The sequence below is a fragment of the Streptococcus himalayensis genome (genome assembly GCF_001708305.1).
Taxonomy (GTDB): domain Bacteria; phylum Bacillota; class Bacilli; order Lactobacillales; family Streptococcaceae; genus Streptococcus; species Streptococcus himalayensis.
In genome coordinates, this window is the sequence record NZ_CP016953.1 from 1,253,205 (window position 1) to 1,274,022 (window position 20,818).

16 protein-coding genes are annotated in these 20,818 nt (G+C 41.4%); 14 read left to right on the forward strand and 2 right to left on the reverse strand.

Annotation, left to right across the window (positions count from 1 at the left end; genetic code table 11):
• Positions 1-5: 5 nt before the first annotated feature.
• Both nrdE and nrdH read right to left on the reverse strand, forming a co-directional pair.
• Positions 6-2,165: a class 1b ribonucleoside-diphosphate reductase subunit alpha gene (gene nrdE, locus BFM96_RS05915; protein WP_068991584.1), complete on the reverse strand. Its 2,160-nt coding sequence runs from the start codon at positions 2,163-2,165 to the stop codon at positions 6-8.
• Positions 2,166-2,322: 157 nt separating this feature from the next.
• On the reverse strand, positions 2,323-2,541 hold the full coding sequence (gene nrdH / locus BFM96_RS05920; protein ID WP_068991588.1) for a glutaredoxin-like protein NrdH: 219 nt from the start codon (positions 2,539-2,541) through the stop codon (positions 2,323-2,325).
• Between the two features lie 414 nt (positions 2,542-2,955).
• Between nrdH and BFM96_RS05925 the strand changes: the two genes are divergently transcribed.
• The 14 genes from BFM96_RS05925 to atpA all read left to right on the forward strand — a co-directional run bounded on the left by BFM96_RS05925 (position 2,956) and on the right by atpA (position 20,813).
• The gene (locus BFM96_RS05925) at positions 2,956-3,219 is read left to right on the forward strand and encodes a phosphocarrier protein HPr (protein WP_005589589.1); all 264 of its coding nucleotides are present in this window, start codon (positions 2,956-2,958) and stop codon (positions 3,217-3,219) included.
• A gap of 1 nt (position 3,220) precedes the next feature.
• On the forward strand, positions 3,221-4,954 hold the full coding sequence (gene ptsP, locus BFM96_RS05930) for a phosphoenolpyruvate--protein phosphotransferase (protein WP_068991589.1): 1,734 nt from the start codon (positions 3,221-3,223) through the stop codon (positions 4,952-4,954).
• Between the two features lie 185 nt (positions 4,955-5,139).
• A complete protein-coding gene (locus BFM96_RS05935; RefSeq protein ID WP_068991591.1) occupies positions 5,140-6,396 on the forward strand; it encodes an ISL3 family transposase in 1,257 nt (418 codons plus the stop codon).
• A gap of 608 nt (positions 6,397-7,004) precedes the next feature.
• On the forward strand, positions 7,005-8,429 hold the full coding sequence (locus BFM96_RS05940; protein ID WP_068991593.1) for an NADP-dependent glyceraldehyde-3-phosphate dehydrogenase: 1,425 nt from the start codon (positions 7,005-7,007) through the stop codon (positions 8,427-8,429).
• Between the two features lie 170 nt (positions 8,430-8,599).
• Positions 8,600-10,537 carry a 1,4-alpha-glucan branching protein GlgB gene (gene glgB / locus BFM96_RS05945; protein WP_068991596.1) on the forward strand — a complete coding sequence of 646 codons (1,938 nt, stop codon included), beginning with the start codon at positions 8,600-8,602 and terminating at the stop codon, positions 10,535-10,537.
• 75 nt (positions 10,538-10,612) lie between these two features.
• Positions 10,613-11,755 (forward strand): glucose-1-phosphate adenylyltransferase, encoded by a 1,143-nt coding sequence (locus BFM96_RS05950; protein ID WP_068991597.1) that lies wholly within the window; start codon positions 10,613-10,615, stop codon positions 11,753-11,755.
• Positions 11,745-12,884: a glucose-1-phosphate adenylyltransferase subunit GlgD gene (gene glgD, locus BFM96_RS05955; protein ID WP_068991601.1), complete on the forward strand. Its 1,140-nt coding sequence runs from the start codon at positions 11,745-11,747 to the stop codon at positions 12,882-12,884. The genes BFM96_RS05950 and glgD overlap by 11 nt, the downstream gene beginning before the upstream one ends.
• On the forward strand, positions 12,881-14,308 hold the full coding sequence (gene glgA / locus BFM96_RS05960; RefSeq protein WP_068991602.1) for a glycogen synthase GlgA: 1,428 nt from the start codon (positions 12,881-12,883) through the stop codon (positions 14,306-14,308). The genes glgD and glgA overlap by 4 nt, the downstream gene beginning before the upstream one ends.
• Positions 14,309-14,327: 19 nt before the next feature.
• Entirely contained in the window at positions 14,328-16,724 is a 2,397-nt protein-coding gene (locus BFM96_RS05965; RefSeq protein WP_068991605.1) for a glycogen/starch/alpha-glucan phosphorylase, read from the forward strand.
• Positions 16,725-17,307: 583 nt separating this feature from the next.
• The gene (locus BFM96_RS05970; RefSeq protein WP_068991607.1) at positions 17,308-17,517 is read left to right on the forward strand and encodes a F0F1 ATP synthase subunit C; all 210 of its coding nucleotides are present in this window, start codon (positions 17,308-17,310) and stop codon (positions 17,515-17,517) included.
• A gap of 21 nt (positions 17,518-17,538) precedes the next feature.
• Positions 17,539-18,240, forward strand: coding sequence for a F0F1 ATP synthase subunit A (gene atpB / locus BFM96_RS05975; RefSeq protein WP_068991609.1), 702 nt, complete (start codon positions 17,539-17,541; stop codon positions 18,238-18,240).
• A gap of 18 nt (positions 18,241-18,258) precedes the next feature.
• Complete coding sequence (atpF, locus tag BFM96_RS05980) at positions 18,259-18,753, forward strand: F0F1 ATP synthase subunit B (RefSeq protein WP_068991613.1); 495 nt, start codon at positions 18,259-18,261, stop codon at positions 18,751-18,753.
• Positions 18,753-19,289 (forward strand): F0F1 ATP synthase subunit delta, encoded by a 537-nt coding sequence (locus BFM96_RS05985; RefSeq protein WP_068991616.1) that lies wholly within the window; start codon positions 18,753-18,755, stop codon positions 19,287-19,289. The genes atpF and BFM96_RS05985 overlap by 1 nt, the downstream gene beginning before the upstream one ends.
• A gap of 15 nt (positions 19,290-19,304) precedes the next feature.
• Positions 19,305-20,813 carry a F0F1 ATP synthase subunit alpha gene (gene atpA / locus BFM96_RS05990; protein ID WP_068991619.1) on the forward strand — a complete coding sequence of 503 codons (1,509 nt, stop codon included), beginning with the start codon at positions 19,305-19,307 and terminating at the stop codon, positions 20,811-20,813.
• The last annotated feature ends 5 nt before the right edge of the window (positions 20,814-20,818 follow it).

Below are 20,818 nucleotides of genomic sequence, written 5' to 3' on the forward strand. Positions count from 1 at the left end.
ATATGCTAGATAACACAGCTTTCGCATTGGTTTGCACCGACTTCATCTCCGTCATCCGTAAAGGTACGAATGTAGTAGATAGACTTGATTCCTTTGTTAAAGGCATAGTTTCGTAGGATGGAAAGGTCACGTGTTGTTTGCTTGCTTTCGGTTTTCCATTCGTAGATTCCTTGTGGAATGTCACTTCTCAAAAAGAGGGTCAGTGACAAGCCTTGATCAACGTGTTCGGTAGCAGCAGCATAGACATCAATAACTTTTCGCATATCCATATCATAGGCTGATTTGTAGAATGGGATGGTTTTTGTTGATAGACCTGCGGCTGGGTAATAGATTTTACCGATTTTCTTCTCTTGACGCTCCTCAATCCGTTGGGTAATCGGGTGGATAGACGCAGAAACATCGTTGATGTAGCTGATGGAACCATTTGGAGCAACGGCAAGGCGGTTTTGATGGTAAAGTCCATCTTTTTGAACCTTGTCGCGAAGATCTGCCCAGTCCTGTTCACTTGGGATAAAGATATCTTTGAAAAGCTCTTTGACACGGTCCAATTTTGGCAGATATTGGTCTGTCAAATATTTGTAAAAATAACTGCCGTTTGCATAGTCGGACTTTTCAAAGTTATGGAAGGTAATTCCACGTTCACGAGCGATATGATTAGATTCTACCAAGGTCCAGTAGTTCATGAGCATGAAGTAAACGCTGGTAAATTCAACTGCTTCAGCAGATCCATAATCGATAAATTGTTGGGCAAGATAGCTGTGAAGTCCCATGGCACCTAAACCAAAGGTGTGAGCCAGGCTATTACCGTGCTCGATAGAAGGCACGGCTGAGATATGAGAGCTATCTGTGACAAAGGTGAGGGCACGTGTCATGGTTCGGATGGACTTTCCAAAGTCTGGAGAAGTCATCATATTGACAATGTTGGTGGATCCTAGGTTACAAGAAACATCTGTTCCCAAATGAAGGTATTCTTGGGCATCATTGATAAGGCTAGGGTCCTGCACTTGAAGGATTTCTGAGCAGAGATTGCTCATGACAATCTTTCCATCAATAGGGTTAGTACGATTGGCCGTATCAATGTTAATGACATAAGGATAGCCAGATTCTTGTTGGAGTTTTGAAATTTCAGTCTCCAAATCGCGGGCCTTGATTTTTGTTTTGTTAATCTTTGGATTTGCAACTAATTCATCGTATTTTTCTGTGATATCGATATAGGCAAATGGTAGGCCGTATTCACGCTCGATAGAATAAGGGCTAAATAGGTACATATCCTCATTTTGACGAGCCAATTCATAGAATTTATCAGGAATGACGACTCCAAGCGAGAGAGTCTTAACCCGCACTTTTTCATCTGCATTTTCTTTTTTGGTAGATAAAAAGGCGATAATATCAGGGTGAAAGACATTGAGATAGACCACACCAGCTCCTTGTCGTTGCCCAAGTTGGTTGGAGTAAGAAAAGCTATCTTCAAAGAGTTTCATGACTGGGACAACTCCAGAAGCCGCTCCCTCATATCCCTTGATAGGAGCCCCTGCTTCACGGAGGTTACTGAGAGAAATCCCTACCCCTCCTCCGATACGAGAAAGTTGAAGGGCAGAATTGACCGAACGACCGATAGAATTCATATCATCTGTCACTTGGATCAAAAAGCAAGAAACCAATTCTCCCCGCCGAGCTCGTCCTGCATTCAAAAAGCTTGGAGTAGCTGGTTGGTAACGCTGGTGAATGATTTCATCAGCGATGTCTTTTGCGATGGCTTCATTTCCGTTTGCGAAATAGAGGGCATTAAAGAGAACGCGGTCCTCCATGCTTTCTAAATAATAGTCTCCATCGTTGGTTTTAAGGGCATACTGATTGTAGAATTTATAGGCTGCCATAAAGGATTTAAATTGAAAATCCTGGGCATGAATGAAGCTTGCTAGTTCTTCGATAAAAGCAGGATCATAGAGGGCGATAAATTCTTTTTCCAAGTAATTTTCTTCTATTAGATAATTGATTTTTTCCGTAATTGAAGAAAAGGTCTTGGTATTTGGTTCAACATTTTCTTTGAAAAAGGCAGCGAGAGCTTCCTTATCTTTGTGAAGCATGATTTGTCCATCGACAGGACGATTAATTTCATTATTTAAACGAAAATAAGTGACATCTTCTAATCGTTTGAGACTCATAAAATTTCTTTTTCTCCTTGTGTATGGCTACAAAATAAAGGGGGAGCAGGCCAAAACGGATTTCTGAGAAATCAATTTTGTTGCCCACTCCCGCACATTGTCGAACAGTGTTCGACAAGAATTGCGAAAATACGCTCATTTATCAGTGGTGTTTACCTTAAGATAATTTTTTCAATTTACCAGGTTGAAAGCCAGAGAAGGCTTCGGTTGGTGTTTGAACGACGGGAGCGGCATTAAAGCCAAGACTCTTGACATGTTCAATATATTCTGGTTGCTCATCTAAGTTAATCTCTTTATAGGCAACATGGTTGGTGTCTAAGAAACGCTTTGTCATTTTACATTGAACACAATTATTTTTTGAATAAATGGTGACCATTAAAGGAACTCCTTTTTAAAAACTATATGCACAAAGTATATCGAAAAAAATTTTAATTGTCAACAAAAAGCATCTAAATGTTGTGTTTGATAATTCTAAAATTAAAAAACAAACACAATATATAGTTTTTGCTGGAAATGAAAGGAAAAGCCTAGAAAGCAAGGAGAGACAAGGAAATGAGGAAGCTAAATGGAAAAGGTAAGCCCTATTTTTTCTATTGGATAGACCCAAAATGTGGTCTTCGTATCTACTTTTGAAAATCTCGTTTTATGGTAGTTTCTGTAATTCTCATAAAAAAGCCACGCCGAAAACACATAAAATTCTTGAAAAATTTTTTCAAAGATGGTATAATTTAAAATTGTAAGGGTTATCACATAACCTAACAAAAAGAAAACATTAAAGGAGAGTCAAACTATGGCTTCTAAAGATTTCCACATTGTGGCAGAGACAGGTATTCATGCACGTCCAGCAACTTTGCTTGTTCAAACAGCTAGTAAATTTGCATCAGACATCACTCTTGAGTACAAAGGTAAATCAGTAAACCTTAAATCAATCATGGGTGTTATGAGTCTTGGTGTTGGTCAAGGTGCTGACGTAACGATTTCAGCTGAAGGTGCAGATGCAGATGATGCAATCGCTGCAATCTCAGAAACAATGGAAAAAGAGGGTTTGGCATAAAATGACTGAAATGCTTAAAGGAATTGCAGCATCCGACGGTGTTGCCGTTGCTAAAGCATATCTACTCGTTCAGCCGGACTTGTCATTTGAGACTGTTTCAGTCGAAGATACAAACGCAGAAGAGGCTCGTTTGGATGCAGCTCTTGAAGCTTCACAAAACGAGCTTTCTGTTATCCGTGAAAAAGCAGTAGATAGCTTAGGCGAAGAAGCAGCGCAAGTATTTGACGCTCACTTAATGGTTCTTGCTGACCCAGAAATGGTTGGTCAGATTAAGGAAACGATTCGTGCCAAACAAGTCAATGCAGAGACTGGTTTGAAAGAAGTGACGGATATGTTCATCACGATTTTTGAAGGTATGGAGGACAATCCATACATGCAAGAACGTGCAGCAGATATTCGCGACGTGACAAAGCGTGTTCTTTCTCACCTACTTGGTGTTCGCTTACCAAACCCTGCTATGATTAATGAAGAAGTCATTGTCATTGCCCATGACTTGACTCCGTCAGATACTGCACAGTTGGATAAAAACTTTGTAAAAGCCTTTGTGACGAACATCGGTGGACGTACAAGCCACTCAGCGATTATGGCTCGGACCCTTGAAATTGCAGCGGTTCTTGGAACCAATAATATCACAGACCGCGTGAAAGATGGCGATGTGATTGCGGCAAACGGTATTACAGGTGAAGTTCTCATCAACCCAACAGATGAGCAAATCGCAGCATTTAAAGCAGCTGGTGAAGCCTATGCGAAGCAAAAGGCAGAATGGGCTTTGTTGAAAGATGCAAAAACAGTCACAGCTGACGGCAAGCATTTTGAGCTAGCTGCTAACATCGGAACACCAAAAGACGTTGAAGGTGTCAATGAAAACGGTGCAGAAGCCGTTGGTCTTTACCGTACAGAGTTCCTTTACATGGATTCACAAGACTTCCCAACAGAAGATGAGCAATATGAAGCTTATAAGGCAGTCCTTGAGGGCATGAATGGCAAGCCAGTTGTGGTTCGTACAATGGATATTGGTGGAGATAAGGAGCTTCCTTATTTCGATCTTCCACATGAAATGAACCCATTCCTTGGTTTCCGTGCCCTTCGTATTTCGATTTCTGAAACTGGAAATCAAATGTTCCGTACGCAGTTGCGTGCTCTTCTTCGTGCATCTGTTCATGGTCAATTGCGGATTATGTTCCCAATGGTGGCTCTTGTGACAGAGTTCCGTGCTGCCAAAGCCATCTATGAAGAAGAAAAAGCAAAATTGGTTGCTGAAGGTGTTGCAGTTGCAGATAATATCGAAGTAGGAATTATGATTGAAATTCCAGCGGCAGCAATGTTGGCAGATCAATTCGCGAAAGAAGTTGATTTCTTCTCAATCGGTACAAATGACCTTATCCAATATACGATGGCTGCTGACCGTATGAATGAGCAAGTTTCATACCTCTACCAACCATACAACCCATCTATCCTTCGCTTAATCAACAACGTGATTAAAGCAGCACATGCAGAAGGCAAATGGGCTGGTATGTGTGGAGAAATGGCAGGAGATCAAACAGCTGTGCCACTCCTTGTAGGTATGGGCTTGGATGAGTTCTCAATGAGTGCAACTTCTGTCCTTCGTACCCGTAGCTTGATGAAGAAACTAGATACGAAGAAAATGCAAGAGCTTGCAGAACGTGCATTGACAGAATGTGCAACGATGGAAGAAGTTCTTGAGTTGGAAAAACAATACGTTGACTTTGATTAAAAGGATACAAGTAGAAGCAAACAGTTTTAACGAGCTGTTTGTTTTTTTATGCATGTCAAAGTTTGGGCTCTATAATATCTGTAGTGAGTAAACCCACTTTGGATATTATGGAGCTTTTTGAGTACACAAAAAGTCCCATAAGACTTATAATGAAAAGCGACAAAACCATCATTAGAAAGTATCTTATGGAACATATCAATCATACCACACAACTCATCGGAATTAAAGACAAACACATCACATTAACCAAAGTTATGCAGCACAAAACTCATATCGAAGTTATCGCTACCCTAGACTATGCCCCTCCTAAATGTCATCATTGCAAGGGAAGGCAGATGAAGTATGATTTCCAAAAACCGTCTAAAATCCCTTTTATTGAAATCGGTGGCTTTCCTAGTCTGATTCGTCTGAAAAAGAGACGATTTCAATGCAAATCCTGTCGTAAAGTCACGGTATCAGAAACCAGTCTCGTGAAGAAAAACTGTCAAGTCTCTGAGTTGGTCAGACAGAAGATGACTCTGTTATTACTAAACAGAGAATCACTTACCCATATCGCGTCTAAACTGGCGATTTCACCCTACACTGTCTATCGCCAACTCCAGCAATGTCAGTTTCAAGAGGATTATGCTTCCTTACCTGAAATCATATCCTGGGACGAATTCTCCTATCAGAAGGGCAAACTGGCCTTTATTGCTCAAGATTTTAACACTAAGAAAATCATCACTATCCTTGATAACAGAAGACAAACAACCATCCGAAACCACTTTTTCAAGTATGCCAAAGAAGCCAGGAACATGGTCAAAGTGGTTACTGTAGACATGTCTGGGGCTTATATCCCGCTCATTAAGAAATTATTCCCTAATGCCAAGATTGTCCTTGATCGCTTCCATATTGTTCAGCACTTGAGTCGTGCCCTCAATCAGACAAGAATCCAACTCATGAAGCAATATGACACCAAAGAGCTCGAATACCGTGCACTCAAATACTTCTCGAAATTCATTCTAAAGGACAGTCGGAAATTATCTCTTAAGCCTTTCTGCGCTAAAACCTTCAGAGAAACCATCACCCCTAGAGAATGTCTCCGTAGGATATTCAAGTTGGTACCTGAGTTAAAAGGCTATTATGACCTCTACCAGTTACTCCTTTTCCACTTACAAGAGAAGAATACCGAGCATTTCTTTGGCTTAATTCAAGACGAGCTATCCCATCTCAACAAAATGTTTAAAACGGTGTTAAACACTTTTATACGTTACAAAACCTACATCGCTAATGCCATTGAACTGCCTTATTCTAACGCCAAACTGGAAGCGACCAACAAACTTATCAAAGACATCAAGCGCAATGCCTTTGGCTATAGGAACTTTGACAACTTCAAAAAACGCATCTACCTCGCTTTGAACATTACAAAAGAGAAGACGACATTCGTCTCCTCTCGTGCTTAACGATAAGTCAACCCACTACAGTTGACAAAGAGCCAAAGTTTGGAAATATAGGTTGCTAAATAGGCTTGTATAGACGATTTTTCATACTCGTCAACAGTCAACATCTAAGGTCGTTCACTCACCTTGCTCCAATAGCTCAGCGGACTGTTGAAGGTTGGAAATAAGGATTATGGTGCCATCCTTCAGAACGTAAAGCAACCCTATTAGAGATAGAAAAATTTTTATTTTTGGGGTTAACTACCAGATAATAGAAACTTTTAGAAATGCTGAGAAAGAGGTATTGTTAAGAGTTTTTAAAAGAAAAAGATTGAAGAAATTGTCAAAAATGGACTTTTTCTTCAATCTGTAAGGATTTTGAAATGATCCTCAGCTAACTTACGTTACCCCTGTGGTTTTTAGGACACGAGCTAGTCTAGTTTTATCGATTACCTTGACGCTGAGACAAACCTAGTCAGATTTTGATTTTCATAGCGTATCAGTAGAAATTATAGTCGAATGTTTCTAAATTGTCTCATTTTCAAAAATATTCATTATCTTGAAAAAATGTTCTTGAAATTTTCAGAATTTTTGGTAAAATAGAAAAATACTAACTTGTTGGAGGAATTATAGTGACAAACTATCAAAATTATATCAATGGGGAGTGGAAGTCTTCAGAAAAGGAGATTACGATTTCATCTCCTATTGATGGGGAAGTATTAGGAACGATTCCTGCTATGACGCAGGAGGAAGTGGATGTTGCGATGGAGAAAGCTCGCAAAGCCCTTCCTGCTTGGCGTGCGCTCTCTGCTGTGGAAAGAGCTAGCTATCTTCATCGGGTAGCAGATATTTTGGAACGCGACCAAGAAAAAATTGGAGAAATTCTTGCAAAGGAAGTTGCCAAAGGCATTAAGGCTGCCATTGGCGAGGTGGTCCGGACGGCTGATTTGATTCGTTATGCAGCAGAAGAAGGGATTCGTATCCATGGGCAAGTGATGGAAGGGGGCGGTTTTGAGGCCGCTAGCAAGAAAAAATTGGCCATGGTTCGTCGTGAACCAATGGGAGTTGTGCTTGCGATTGCTCCATTCAATTATCCGGTCAACCTATCGGCTTCAAAAATTGCTCCGGCTCTCATCGGAGGAAATGTTGTCCTGTTTAAGCCACCAACGCAAGGTTCGATTTCTGGACTTCTCTTGGCGCAAGCTTTTGCAGAATCTGGTCTGCCTGCAGGAGTTTTCAATACGATTACAGGTCGTGGTTCCGAGATTGGAGATTATATCATTGAGCATAAAGAAGTCAATTTCATTAACTTCACGGGTTCAACGCCGATTGGTGAACGTATTGGGAAGTTAGCAGGTATGCGTCCCATTATGTTGGAATTAGGTGGTAAGGATGCGGCTCTTGTGTTAGAAGATGCAGATTTGGAACATGCTGCTAAGCAAATCGTTGGAGGGGCTTATAGCTACTCTGGTCAGCGTTGTACAGCGATTAAACGAGTGCTTGTGATGGAGAGTGTAGCGGATAAACTCGCTAGTCTTATCCAAGCGGAGGTTGAGAAGTTAACAGTCGGTCATCCTTTTGACAATGCAGATATCACCCCCGTGATTGATCATCATTCAGCAGATTTTATTTGGGGCTTGATTGAGGATGCAAAAGCCAAAGGGGCGACAGCTTTGACACCTTTGAAACGTGAAGGTAATCTTATTTGGCCAGCCCTTTTTGACCATGTAACCTTAGATATGGATTTGGCGTGGGAAGAGCCATTTGGACCAGTTCTTCCAATTATCCGTATTACGTCAGAAGAAGAAGGGATTGCCATTTGTAATCAATCAGAGTTTGGACTGCAATCTTCTGTCTTTACCAATGATTTTCCAAAAGCCTTTGAAATCGCAGAGAAGCTAGAAGTCGGAACGGTTCATATCAACAATAAGACCCAGCGTGGACCGGACAACTTCCCATTCCTAGGAGTGAAAGGCTCTGGTGCGGGTGTTCAAGGGATCAGATACAGTATTGAAGCGATGACACAAGTAAAATCCATTGTATTTGATATAAAATAAGGATGAATAAGGCCCTTTTGTGCGGCCTTTTTATTCACACAAAATGCAAGGAAAAATATAGATATAAGAACTGAAAATTTCACAAAATATGTAGGAAAAAAACTTGAAAAAAGTTAGGAAAAAGAGTAGAATAGAGATATAGAAAACGCTTACAAAAAGCAGGTGATAAAATGAATGAATTAGAAGCGTTGCGGACATTTGAAACAGGAGAAAACTTTCATCTCCAACACTATCTAGGCGTTCATCCTAGGGAGCAGGATGGTCGAAAAGGCTATGTATTTAGAGTCTGGGCTCCCAATGCTCAAGCTGTTCATCTCATCGGTGATTTTACAGCTTGGTATGAGGGACAACTCCCAATGACGAGAAATGAAGGGGGTGTTTGGGAGGTCTTTACGGACTTGCCACAAGAGGGGGATATTTATAAGTATAACATCCGCCGAAACAATGGTCAGGAAATTCTAAAGATTGATCCTTTTGCCATCTCCTTTGAAAAGCGACCGGGTACAGGAGCCTTGGTTCACACGGTTGCTGAAAAGAAATGGCGGGACGGTCTTTGGCTAGCAAGGCGGAAAAAACTAGGCTTCTTTTCTCGACCAGTCAATATCTATGAGGTTCATGCAGGATCTTGGCGGAGAAATGAAGATGGGACTTCCTATCGTTTTTCTCAGTTAAAGGAAGAGTTGATTCCTTATCTGGTTGAGATGAACTACACCCACGTTGAATTTATGCCTCTTATGGCTCATCCCTTGGGATTGAGTTGGGGGTATCAACTGATGGGCTATTTCGCTTTTGAATCTACCTATGGCACCCCTGAGGAATTTCAGGATTTTGTCGAAGAATGCCATCTGAACAATATCGGAGTTATTGTGGATTGGGTGCCGGGACATTTTACAATCAATGACGACGCCCTTGCCTACTATGACGGCACACCGACTTTTGAATACCAAGATTATGACCGAGCGCATAACTATGGCTGGGGAGCTTTGAATTTTGATTTGGGGAAAAATCAAGTTCAGTCCTTCTTGATTTCTAGTCTGAAGTTCTGGATTGATTTTTATCACTTGGACGGTGTACGGGTAGATGCGGTCAGCAATATGCTTTATCTGGATTATGATAGCGGTCCATGGAAACCCAATAAAGATGGTGGCAATCGAAATTACGAAGGGTATTATTTCCTTGAACGATTAAATACAGTGATTAAACTAGCTCATCCAGATGTTATGATGATTGCCGAGGAAAGCACCAGCTACACCAAGATTACTGGGCCAAAAGAACTGGGGGGCTTGGGCTTTGACTACAAGTGGAACATGGGTTGGATGAACGATATCCTACGTTTTTATGAGGAAGATCCGATCTATCGCAAGCATGATTTCAATCTCGTGACCTTTAGTTTTATGTATGCTTTTTCCGAAAATTATCTCTTGCCATTTTCGCATGATGAGGTCGTCCATGGAAAGAAAAGTATGATGCATAAAATGTGGGGGGATCGTTACAATCAATTTGCAGGACTTCGAAATCTCTATACCTACCAAATTTGTCACCCCGGGAAAAAACTCCTTTTTATGGGAAGTGAATGGGGGCAATTCTTGGAGTGGAAGTCTGAAGAGGCACTTGAATGGCGTGATTTGGCAGATGATATGAATGCGAAAATGCAACGTTTCACAGCAGAGCTGAATCAATTTTACAAGACCCATCGTGTCTTGTGGGAGATTGATGATAATTATGATGGCATTGATATTATTGATGCGGATAATCGCGATGAGAGTGTCCTGTCCTTTGCACGGCAAAATGCGGATGGCGACCTTCTTATCTGCATCTTTAATATGGCCCCTGTTGAGCGACCTGATTTTACTATCGGTGTTCCCGTAGCAGGGCTTTACGAAGAAATCTGGAATACAGAATTAGAAGAATGGGGAGGAGTTTGGAAAGCCTACAATCAAACAGTACAGACGAAAACGCAGAAATGGAAAGATTATGAGCAGACCTTGACTTTCACCTTGCCAGCCTTAGGGGCTAGCATTTGGAAAGTTAAGCGACGCACCAAGTCCAACCGTTTTAGCAAACAAACAAAAGAAACGCTTGACGCTAGTCGCAAAGAGCAGGCTTAAGCGTTTAATCGCACTTAGGTAAAGGTGGAGTTTTCTCTCTTTTACCTCGTCCTCATACTTAGACAGGAGAAATCTATGAAGAATGAAATGTTAGCTTTGATTCTTGCTGGTGGGCAAGGAACACGTCTTGGAAAACTCACGCAGAGTATTGCAAAACCTGCGGTGCAGTTTGGAGGTCGCTATCGGATTATCGATTTTGCCTTATCTAACTGTGCCAATTCAGGAATTCGAAATGTAGGTGTCATTACCCAGTATCAACCCCTAGCGCTAAATAGCCATATAGGAAATGGTTCTAGCTGGGGACTAGATGGGATTAATGCAGGAGTATCGATTTTGCAACCCTATTCTGCTAGTGAGGGCAATCGTTGGTTTGAAGGAACCAGTCATGCCATTTACCAAAATATTGACTACATTGATAGTATCAATCCCGAGTATGTCCTCATTTTATCAGGGGATCATATTTATAAAATGGATTATGATGAGATGCTTCAATCCCACAAGGACAATGCGGCAAGTTTGACAGTCGCAGTCTTAGATGTTCCGTTGAAAGAAGCTAGCCGTTTTGGAATCATGAATACCGATGCTAACAATCGGATTGTCGAATTTGAGGAAAAACCTGCCAATCCAAAATCCACAAAAGCTTCTATGGGAATTTATATCTTTGATTGGCAACGTCTCCGCAATATGTTGGTTGCTGCTGAGAAAAATGCAGTGGATATGTCTGATTTTGGGAAAAATGTCATTCCAAACTACCTAGAGTCTGGAGAAAGTGTTTACGCCTATGAATTTAAAGGTTATTGGAAGGACGTGGGTACGATTGAGTCGCTCTGGGAAGCGAATATGGAATATATCGATCCAGACAATGCACTAGATAGCCGTAATCGTCAGTGGAAGATTTATTCTCGTAACTTGATTTCGCCACCAAACTTCTTTGGGCCAGATGCTCAGGTGGAAGATTCTCTCGTGGTGGATGGTTGCTTGGTAGATGGAGTTGTCAAACATTCGATTTTATCAACAGAAGCTCAAGTTCGTAAAGGAGCTTTGGTAGAAGACTCTGTCATTATGAGTGGTGCTATTATTGGTCAAGGTGCCAAGATTAAGCGAGCGATTATCGGTGAGGGAGCTGTCATTTCAGAAGGTGTAGAGATTGACGGTACCGAAGAAGTACAAGTTGTCGGATATAATGAAAGAGTGGGGGTACCAGTAGATGAAGATTGATAAATACTCAGCAATTTTAGGAAACACCGTTGGTTTCCATGATATGTCATACCTAACAGCCCATCGTCCTGTGGCCAGCTTGCCATTTGGTGGGAAATATCGCTTGATTGACTTTCCATTGTCCAGTCTTGCAAATGCAGGGGTTCGAAGCATTTTCGGAATTTTCCAACAGGACAATATCAGCTCTGTCTTTGACCATATTCGGAGTGGTCGTGAATGGGGGCTGTCTACTCTTTTAAGCCATTATTATTTGGGAATTTATAATACTCGTGTGGAAAGTAGCACGGTTGGAAAAGAGTATTATGAGCAGTTGTTGACCTATCTCAAACGTTCGGGTAGTAACCAAACCGTTTCTCTTAACTGTGATGTCTTAACCAATATTGACCTCAATCAAGTTTTTCATTTGCATAATACGACCGACCAACCAATTACGGTTGTGTATAAAAAATTACCAAAACAGGATATTTCTGAAGTAAATGCTATTTTGGAGGTAGACGAAACAGACCATGTCAAAGGTCATAAACTGTTCGATCCACGAGTAGAGCAAGAACTCTACAACATGTCCACAGATATTTTTGTGGTAGATACGCCATGGCTCATTGAGCGTTTGGAATTGGAATTACAAAAAGAACATCCAGAGAAATTGCGTTATGTGCTCCGTGAATTGGCGGCAGAAGTGGGAGCTTTTGCCTATGAATATACTGGTTATTTAGCCAATATTCACTCGATTCCAACGTATTTCAAAGCCAATATGGATATGCTTGAGCACCAAAAATTCTATTCACTCTTTACGCCAAATCAAAAGATTTATACCAAGGTCAAGAACGAAGAGCCGACCTACTACGCGACTGGCTCACAAGTTTCCGTCTCTCAATTTGCATCTGGTAGCATTGTCGAAGGTCAGGTCGAATACTCAGTTGTATCCAGAAATACGCACTTAAAAGAAGGCAGTCAAGTGAAACACAGCCTATTGTTCCCTCGTGTAAAAGTCGGAGAGGGAGCGATCGTTGAGTATGCTATTTTGGATAAGGGCGTTGAAATTGCACCGGGCGTGAGAGTCTGTGGAACGGCAGAAAAACCACTTGTTATTAAGAAAGGTGAAAAAGTTTTAGAGGATATTATCGGATGAAAGTTTTATTTGTAGCCGCTGAAGGGGCTCCGTTTTCTAAGACTGGAGGTTTGGGAGATGTCATTGGAGCTCTCCCAAAGTCTCTGGTGAAAAAGGGACATGAAGTTGGAGTGATTTTGCCCTACTATGATATGGTCGATGCCAAATTTGGAGACAAAGTGGAGGATTGCTTCTCTTTTGAGGTGCAGGTCGGCTGGCGACGCCAATATGTTGGTGTGAAACGTATGGTTTTAGAGGGAGTTACCTTCTACTTTATTGACAATCAATATTATTTCTTCCGAGGCCATGTTTATGGGGATTTTGACGACGGTGAGCGGTTTGCTTTCTTTCAATTAGCTGCAATTGAGTTGATGGAAAAAGTTGATTTTATCCCTGATGTGCTTCATGTTCATGACTATCATACGGCTATGATTCCTTATTTGGTCAAGGAAAAATATCACTGGATTCAAGCTTATCACCAGATGAAATTGGTGTTAACCATCCACAATTTGGAATTCCAAGGGCAGTTTGATCCGGGGATGTTGGGGGATTTATTTGGAGTTGGCAGTGAGCGATATGATGATGGAACACTGCGTTTTCATGATTGTCTCAACTGGATGAAGGCAGGCATTCTTTATGCAGATCGTGTAACGACTGTTTCACCAAGTTATGCGTATGAAATTATGACTCCAGAATTTGGCTGTGGTTTAGACCAAATTCTTCGAATGGAAGCAGGAAAAGTCCTAGGGATTGTCAATGGGATTGATGCGGATTTGTACAATCCAGAGACAGATTCACTATTGACCTATCATTTTAGCAAGGAAGACTTGACGGGTAAGGCCTTGAACAAGCAAGCTCTTCAAGAGCGGGTGGGTCTACCTGTTCGTAGCGAGGTGCCTTTAGTGGGAATTGTCTCCCGTTTGACTCGTCAAAAAGGGTTTGATTTGGTCGTGTCAGAATTGCATCACCTTCTTCAGGAAGATGTTCAGATTGTCTTATTGGGAACAGGGGATCCTGCTTTTGAGCAAGCCTTTGCATGGTTTGCCCAAGCCTATCCAGAAAAGCTTTCTGCCAATATCACCTTTGATGTAAAATTGGCTCAAGAAATCTATGCAGCCTGTGATTTATTCCTAATGCCAAGTCGTTTTGAACCGTGCGGATTGTCGCAAATGATGGCTATGCGGTATGGCACGCTTCCACTTGTGAATGAAGTCGGTGGATTGCGTGATACCGTAGAGGCTTACAATGCCTTTACAGGTAGCGGTACAGGATTTAGCTTTAACAATTTTTCTGGCTACTGGTTAACAGAGACTTTCAAAACAGCTATTTCTCTGTATTTTCTAAATCCAGAGAAATGGCAAGCACTCCAAATGCAAGCGATGGAGAGAGATTTCTCTTGGGATACAGCTAGTCAGGCTTACAGCGATTTATACCAATCACTCTAAGAAACAGAAAGATAGGAAGATGGAACTTACAAAAGAACAATTTATTCGAGATTTTAAAGATGCCCTGCATGAGGAGCAATTGATTAGGGTTGCAGATGCAACGCCGACAGAGCTGTTTCAAGCCTTAGCACGTACGATTCGCAAATATATCACCCCTATGTGGCTCAAGCGGCGCAATCAATTGGTAGAAGATAAGCAAAAAATTGCCTATTATTTTTCTATCGAATTTCTACCAGGGCGGATGCTTGAGACGAATTTGCTGAATTTAGGTATTTTAGAGGTAATCAAGGATGGCTTTGATGAGCTAGGGATTGACTTTACCTCTGTGAAGCGGGCTGAGCATGACATGGCTTTGGGAAATGGTGGCTTAGGCCGCTTGGCTGCTGCTTTTATGGACTCTCTTGCTACGACTGGCTATCCAGGTTTTGGAAATGGCATTCGTTACCGCTATGGACTTTTCAAACAAAAGATTGTGGATGGATATCAGATTGAATTGCCAGATGATTGGTTTGGAAGCCTGGGAAATGTCTGGGAAATCCGAAAAGATCATGATATTGTCGATGTAAAAATCTTTGGCCATGTCTATCTCAGTGTCAATGAAGACGGACGTGTGGTTCCTGTCTATGAAAATTCTAAGACCCTTCGTGCGGTTCCCTACGATGTTCCACAAATTGGCTTTGAAAATGGCATTGTAAACAATCTTCGGCTTTGGGATGTTGAGATTCCAATCGAGCATGAAATGGGGTATCCAACGATTGAAGAGCGTCGCAAGATTACGGATATTACAGCGATTTTATACCCAGACGATTCGAGTTATGAGGGCAAGGAACTTCGCCTGATTCAGGAATACTTCATGACCAGTGCTGGATTGCAGACCATCATCAAATCCTATCTGAAACAAGGTTTGCCTTTGGAACGTATCCATGAAAAGGTGTCCGTGCATATCAATGATACTCATCCAGCCGTTGCACCTGCTGAATTTCTTCGGATTTTGATGGATGATTATGGTTTGGAGTGGGCAGATGCGTGGAATGCGACTGTAAAAACTATGAGCTATACCAACCACACGATTTTATCAGAAGCCTTGGAAAAATGGGATGCCGAGCTCTTTAAATCAGTTCTTCCACGGGTTTATCAAATCATTCTAGAGATTGATCACCGTTATGTTGCTGAAATGGCAGCGCGTGGTGTGGATGCTTCGATGATTGAGCATACTCGCATTGTAAAAGATGATCAGGTTCACATGGCCCATCTGGCTATTATCGGCGGTCATTCTATCAATGGCGTTGCCAAACTGCACACTGAATTGCTAAAAGAGGATACGTTGCGTGATTTTTATGCCATTTACCCAGAGAAATTTAATAATAAAACAAATGGGATTGTGCAACGCAGATGGCTGCAAATTGCAGATGAACCTCTTTCGAAAGAAATAGATCAGGTGATTGGCACTGGCTGGCGTAAGGATATTCACCAACTCCGAAAATTGCTGGACTACAAGGATGACCAGCAGGTCTTGGCTGATTTCTATCGTGTCAAGCAAGAAGCCAAGGAACGTTTGGCACGATTTATTGCAGAGACGACAGGAGTAGAAGTCTCAACAAATGCAATCTTTGATGTGCAAGTTAAGCGTCTCCACGCCTACAAACGCCAGTTGTTGAATCTTCTTCATATCCTGAAACTTTATTGGGATTTGAAAGATAATCCAGATAAAGATATGGTTCCACGCGTTTTCATTTTTGGAGCCAAGGCAGCACCAGGTTATCATTTTGCTAAATCAGTTATCAAGCTCATCAATGAAGTGGCTAATCTGGTCAATCATGATGAAAGCTTGCAAGGGAAGCTAAAGGTTGTCTTTCTTGAAAACTACCGTGTCAGCCTTGCTGAATTGATTATTCCAGCAGCAGATGTATCGGAACAAATCTCTCTAGCTTCGAAAGAGGCATCTGGAACGTCGAATATGAAATTCATGATGACAGGAGCGATTACCCTTGCAACCTTGGACGGAGCCAATATCGAAATTAAAGACGAAGTTGGCGATGAGAATATTGTGATTTTCGGGATGGATAAGGATGAAGTCTATCGCCATTATGAGCAGCATGACTACTATTCACGTGCTCTATATGAAGCTAATCCAACAATTCGTCGGGTGGTTGATAGCTTTGTGGATGGTACCATTCCAAACGTTCGGAATGAAGGTTCTGAGATTTATGAAGCCTTGATAACGCATAATGACGAGTATTTCTTGTTAGAAGACTTTGAATCTTATGTTGCCGCACAAGAGAAGATTGATCAGCTCTATCGAGATAAAGAAGTGTGGGCACGCATGAGCCTCATCAATATTGCTACATCTGATAAGTTTACATCCGATGATACTATTGAACAATATGCCCAAGAGATTTGGAATTTAGAACGTTAATAAACTGAGAGGAGCTGGGAGATTTTTTCCGGCTCCTTGTCATATGCAAGGAAAATCAAAGTTATACTCATCCAAAATCAAAGTCTGGCTCAGCCTCTCAACTAACCTCCGTTCCCCCTGTGGTTTTTCGAACACAAGCTACGTTAGTTTTATCGATCACCTCCCACTATTCTCAATTGTGGAATTTAGGCAGATGTTGATTGGTATAGAGTAGTATTTTTACAACTTTCTCAGATGGTTCGGACGTAAATGATTTTTTTCTATTATTGTCCATTTCATTCACTGTAAAAGTATCCTATTTGTTTCACTTAATGCTCTATTTTATGGCAAAAAAAATAAATAATGATAGCTAAAATGGCTGTTTTTGAAATTTGATAGAGATTAGTAGGGAGAGGCCGATGACCAACAGGTGAAACTTTCATTAACTTTCTTCCTATTTAATAGAATTCTTGTTTTAGAATTATTGGTCAGGGAAAGTGAAACAAAAACTTAAAAAACGCTTTCAAATAGTGAAAACATTTGACAAATAAAAGAATTAGGACTAGAATAGCTTAGTAAATCAAAAAAATGAAGGAGAATCGTTATGGATTTAACAATTTTAGCACTCGGTCTAGCTGTTATGGGTGTCAGTATCGGAGAAGGTCTTTTGGTCTCTAGTTTTTTACGCTCAGCAGGTCGTCAGCCAGAAATGTATAATAAATTAAGAACAGGGATGATGCTTGGGGTTGCCTTTATCGAAGGAACATTCTTTGTATTACTTGCTATGGCAATCTTGTTCAAAATCATTTTCTAATGCTCAGAAAAGAGGTGATTGTTGTTGGAAAATAAAACTCCAACCTTAAATCTTGGTCCGATAACCCTCGATTTGACGTTACTTGCCATGTCTATACTGACAATCGGAATTATTTTTGGGCTTGTCTATTGGGCGAGTCGCAATATGACAGTGAAACCGACAAAAAAACAAAATGTACTAGAATTTTTTGTTGACTTTGTCAATGGCATTATCAAAGACAATCTAGGCACAGCATCAGAATATACCAAGTCCTACTCTCTCTTCTTATTTGTTATTTTTTCTTTTGTGCTAGTGGCCAATCAATTGGGGCTATTAGCTCACCTACAAGTAAATGGCTATAGTTTTTGGTCGTCTCCTACCTCAAATATGTTCTATGATATGGGCTTATCCTTATTGATTAGCTTATTTGTAAACATTGAGGGAGCTCGTAGACAAGGGTTTAAAGCCTATATTTCAGAATATAAAAATCCAATGAATATTTTGGAAGTCTTTACAGATTTTCTTTCTTTGGCTTTGCGTTTATATGGAAATATCTTTGCTGGTGAAATCATTTTAGGGCTATTGGTCCAAATGTCACAAGCAAGTATCTTTTTATTCCCGTTTGCTTTTATTTTAAATATGGTTTGGACAGCCTTTTCGATGTTTATCGGCTTCTTGCAAGCCTATGTGTTCACGATGTTGACCACCATGTACTTAGCGAAAAAATCAGGCATTGAGGCGTAATAGAATAGGAGAAGAGAAATGGAAACATCACTAGGAAGCATCATTGGAAATCTTATTCTTGTGACCGGTTCAGTGGCAGTTTTATTCTTCCTCATTAAGAAATATGCATGGGGAGATATCACAAAAACCTTTGAAGAACGTTCACAAAAGATTGCTAACGATATTGACAGTGCAGAACTTGCTCGCCAGAAGGCTGAGGAACTTGCACAAAAAAGAGAAATGGAATTGGCAGGAAGTCGCCAAGAAGCGTCTGACATTATCGAAACAGCTAGGGAAACTGCTGAGAAAAATAAGGCAGGTATTCTGTCAGAGGCAGCACTTGAGGCGGGTCGCTTGAAGGAAAAAGCCCATCAAGAGATTGCACAGACCAAGGCAGAAGCACTCAGTGGCATTAAGGAAGATGTTGCCGATTTGACCATCCGCTTGGCCAGCAAAGTTCTAGTGCAAGAATTAAATCAAGAGGCGCATAGCGACTTGATTGATCGTTATATTGACCAGTTGGGAGATGCATAATGGACAAGAAGAGATATGGGGTTGTCGCGACCTATACTGCACCGTTTGTCCAAGTTGTGATGGAAAAAGGGCAGCAGCAAGAGGTGTTTGAAAAATTGTATGAAATTCGTGCGATTTTTGAGGAGACCCATCTTGCTGGCTTTTTGTCACATATTGGTGTCGATGGGGCAGAAAAAGAAAAAGCTCTTCGTCTGTTTCAAGGGACAAACCTATCCTTACTGGACCATTTTATAGAAGTGATTCTCCAAAATCATCGGGAAAGTTATTTCTATGATATGGTGGTTGATAGCCTAGGGCGTTTGGAAAAGATTACCAACGAATTTGATGTGGTAATTAAGTCTGTTAGTCCCTTATCAAGCGAGCAAAAGGCGAGATTGCGTCCCTTGATTGAGAAAAAGTTCAACTTAAAAGTACGTGCTTTTCAAGAAGAACTCGATCACGAGCTGATAGGTGGCTTTGTAGTAACAGCAAATAACAAAACAATTGATGCGAGTATTAAACGTCAATTGCAAGCAGTAAAAGAAAAATTGAAATAGAAAGTGGTGTGAATTTTGGCGATTAACGCACAAGAAATCAGCGCTTTAATTAAGCAACAAATTGAAAATTTTCAGCCAAATTTTGACGTCACAGAAACAGGAGTTGTAACCTATATCGGGGACGGAATCGCACGTGCTCATGGACTTGAGAATGCTATGAGTGGTGAGTTGTTGATTTTTGAAAACGGCTCTTATGGAATGGCGCAAAACTTGGAGTCAACGGATGTCGGTATCATCATCTTGGGTGATTTTACGGACATTCGTGAAGGAGATAGCATTCGTCGGACAGGGAAAATCATGGAAGTTCCAGTCGGGGAAGCCTTGATTGGTCGTGTTGTCGATCCTTTGGGTCGTCCTGTGGATGGGCTTGGCGAGATTCATACAGACAAGATGCGTCCTGTTGAGGCTCCTGCACCGGGGGTTATGGAGCGTAAATCTGTTTCTGAGCCCTTGCAGACGGGTTGGAAGGCGATTGATGCCTTGGTACCGATCGGCCGTGGACAGCGGGAATTGATTATCGGTGACCGCCAAACAGGAAAAACAACCATTGCGATTGATGCGATTTTAAACCAAAAAGGTCAAGATATGATCTGTATTTATGTCGCGATTGGTCAAAAAGAATCAACGGTTCGAACGCAAGTAGAAACCCTTCGCCAATACGGAGCCTTGGATTATACGATTGTCGTGACAGCATCTGCCTCTCAACCGTCTCCATTGCTTTACTTGGCACCGTATGCTGGGGTCGCTATGGCAGAAGAGTTTATGTACCAGGGCAAGCATGTTTTGATTGTCTATGATGATTTGTCTAAGCAAGCGGTTGCCTATCGTGAATTGTCCCTTCTTCTTCGTCGGCCGCCGGGTCGTGAGGCCTTTCCTGGAGATGTTTTCTATCTCCACAGCCGCCTGTTGGAGCGTTCTGCCAAGGTATCTGATGAGCTAGGTGGCGGCTCTATTACCGCTTTGCCATTTATCGAAACTCAGGCAGGAGATATTTCAGCCTATATCGCAACCAATGTGATTTCGATTACGGATGGTCAGATTTTCTTGGGAGATAGCCTGTTTAACTCAGGTATTCGTCCAGCGATTGATGCGGGTTCCTCTGTTTCTCGGGTAGGGGGTTCTGCTCAAATCAAGGCCATGAAAAAAGTTGCTGGGACACTTCGGATTGACTTGGCTTCTTACCGCGAATTAGAAGCCTTTACCAAATTCGGTAGTGACTTGGATGCGGCAACTCAGGCGAAATTAAATCGTGGTCGTCGGACGGTAGAAGTCTTGAAACAGCCGGTTCATAAACCACTTGCTGTGGAAAAACAAGTTACAATTTTGTACGCCTTGACCCATGGCTTCTTAGATAGTATTCCAGTGGATGATATTGTGCGGTTTGAAGCAGAATTCCACGATTACTTTGAAGCTCATCATGAGGATATTTTAGAAGTGATTCGCACAACGAAAGACCTTCCATCTGAGGAAGTGTTGGATAGTGCTATCACGGAATTTATCAATCAGTCAAGCTTTAAGAAATAAGAATA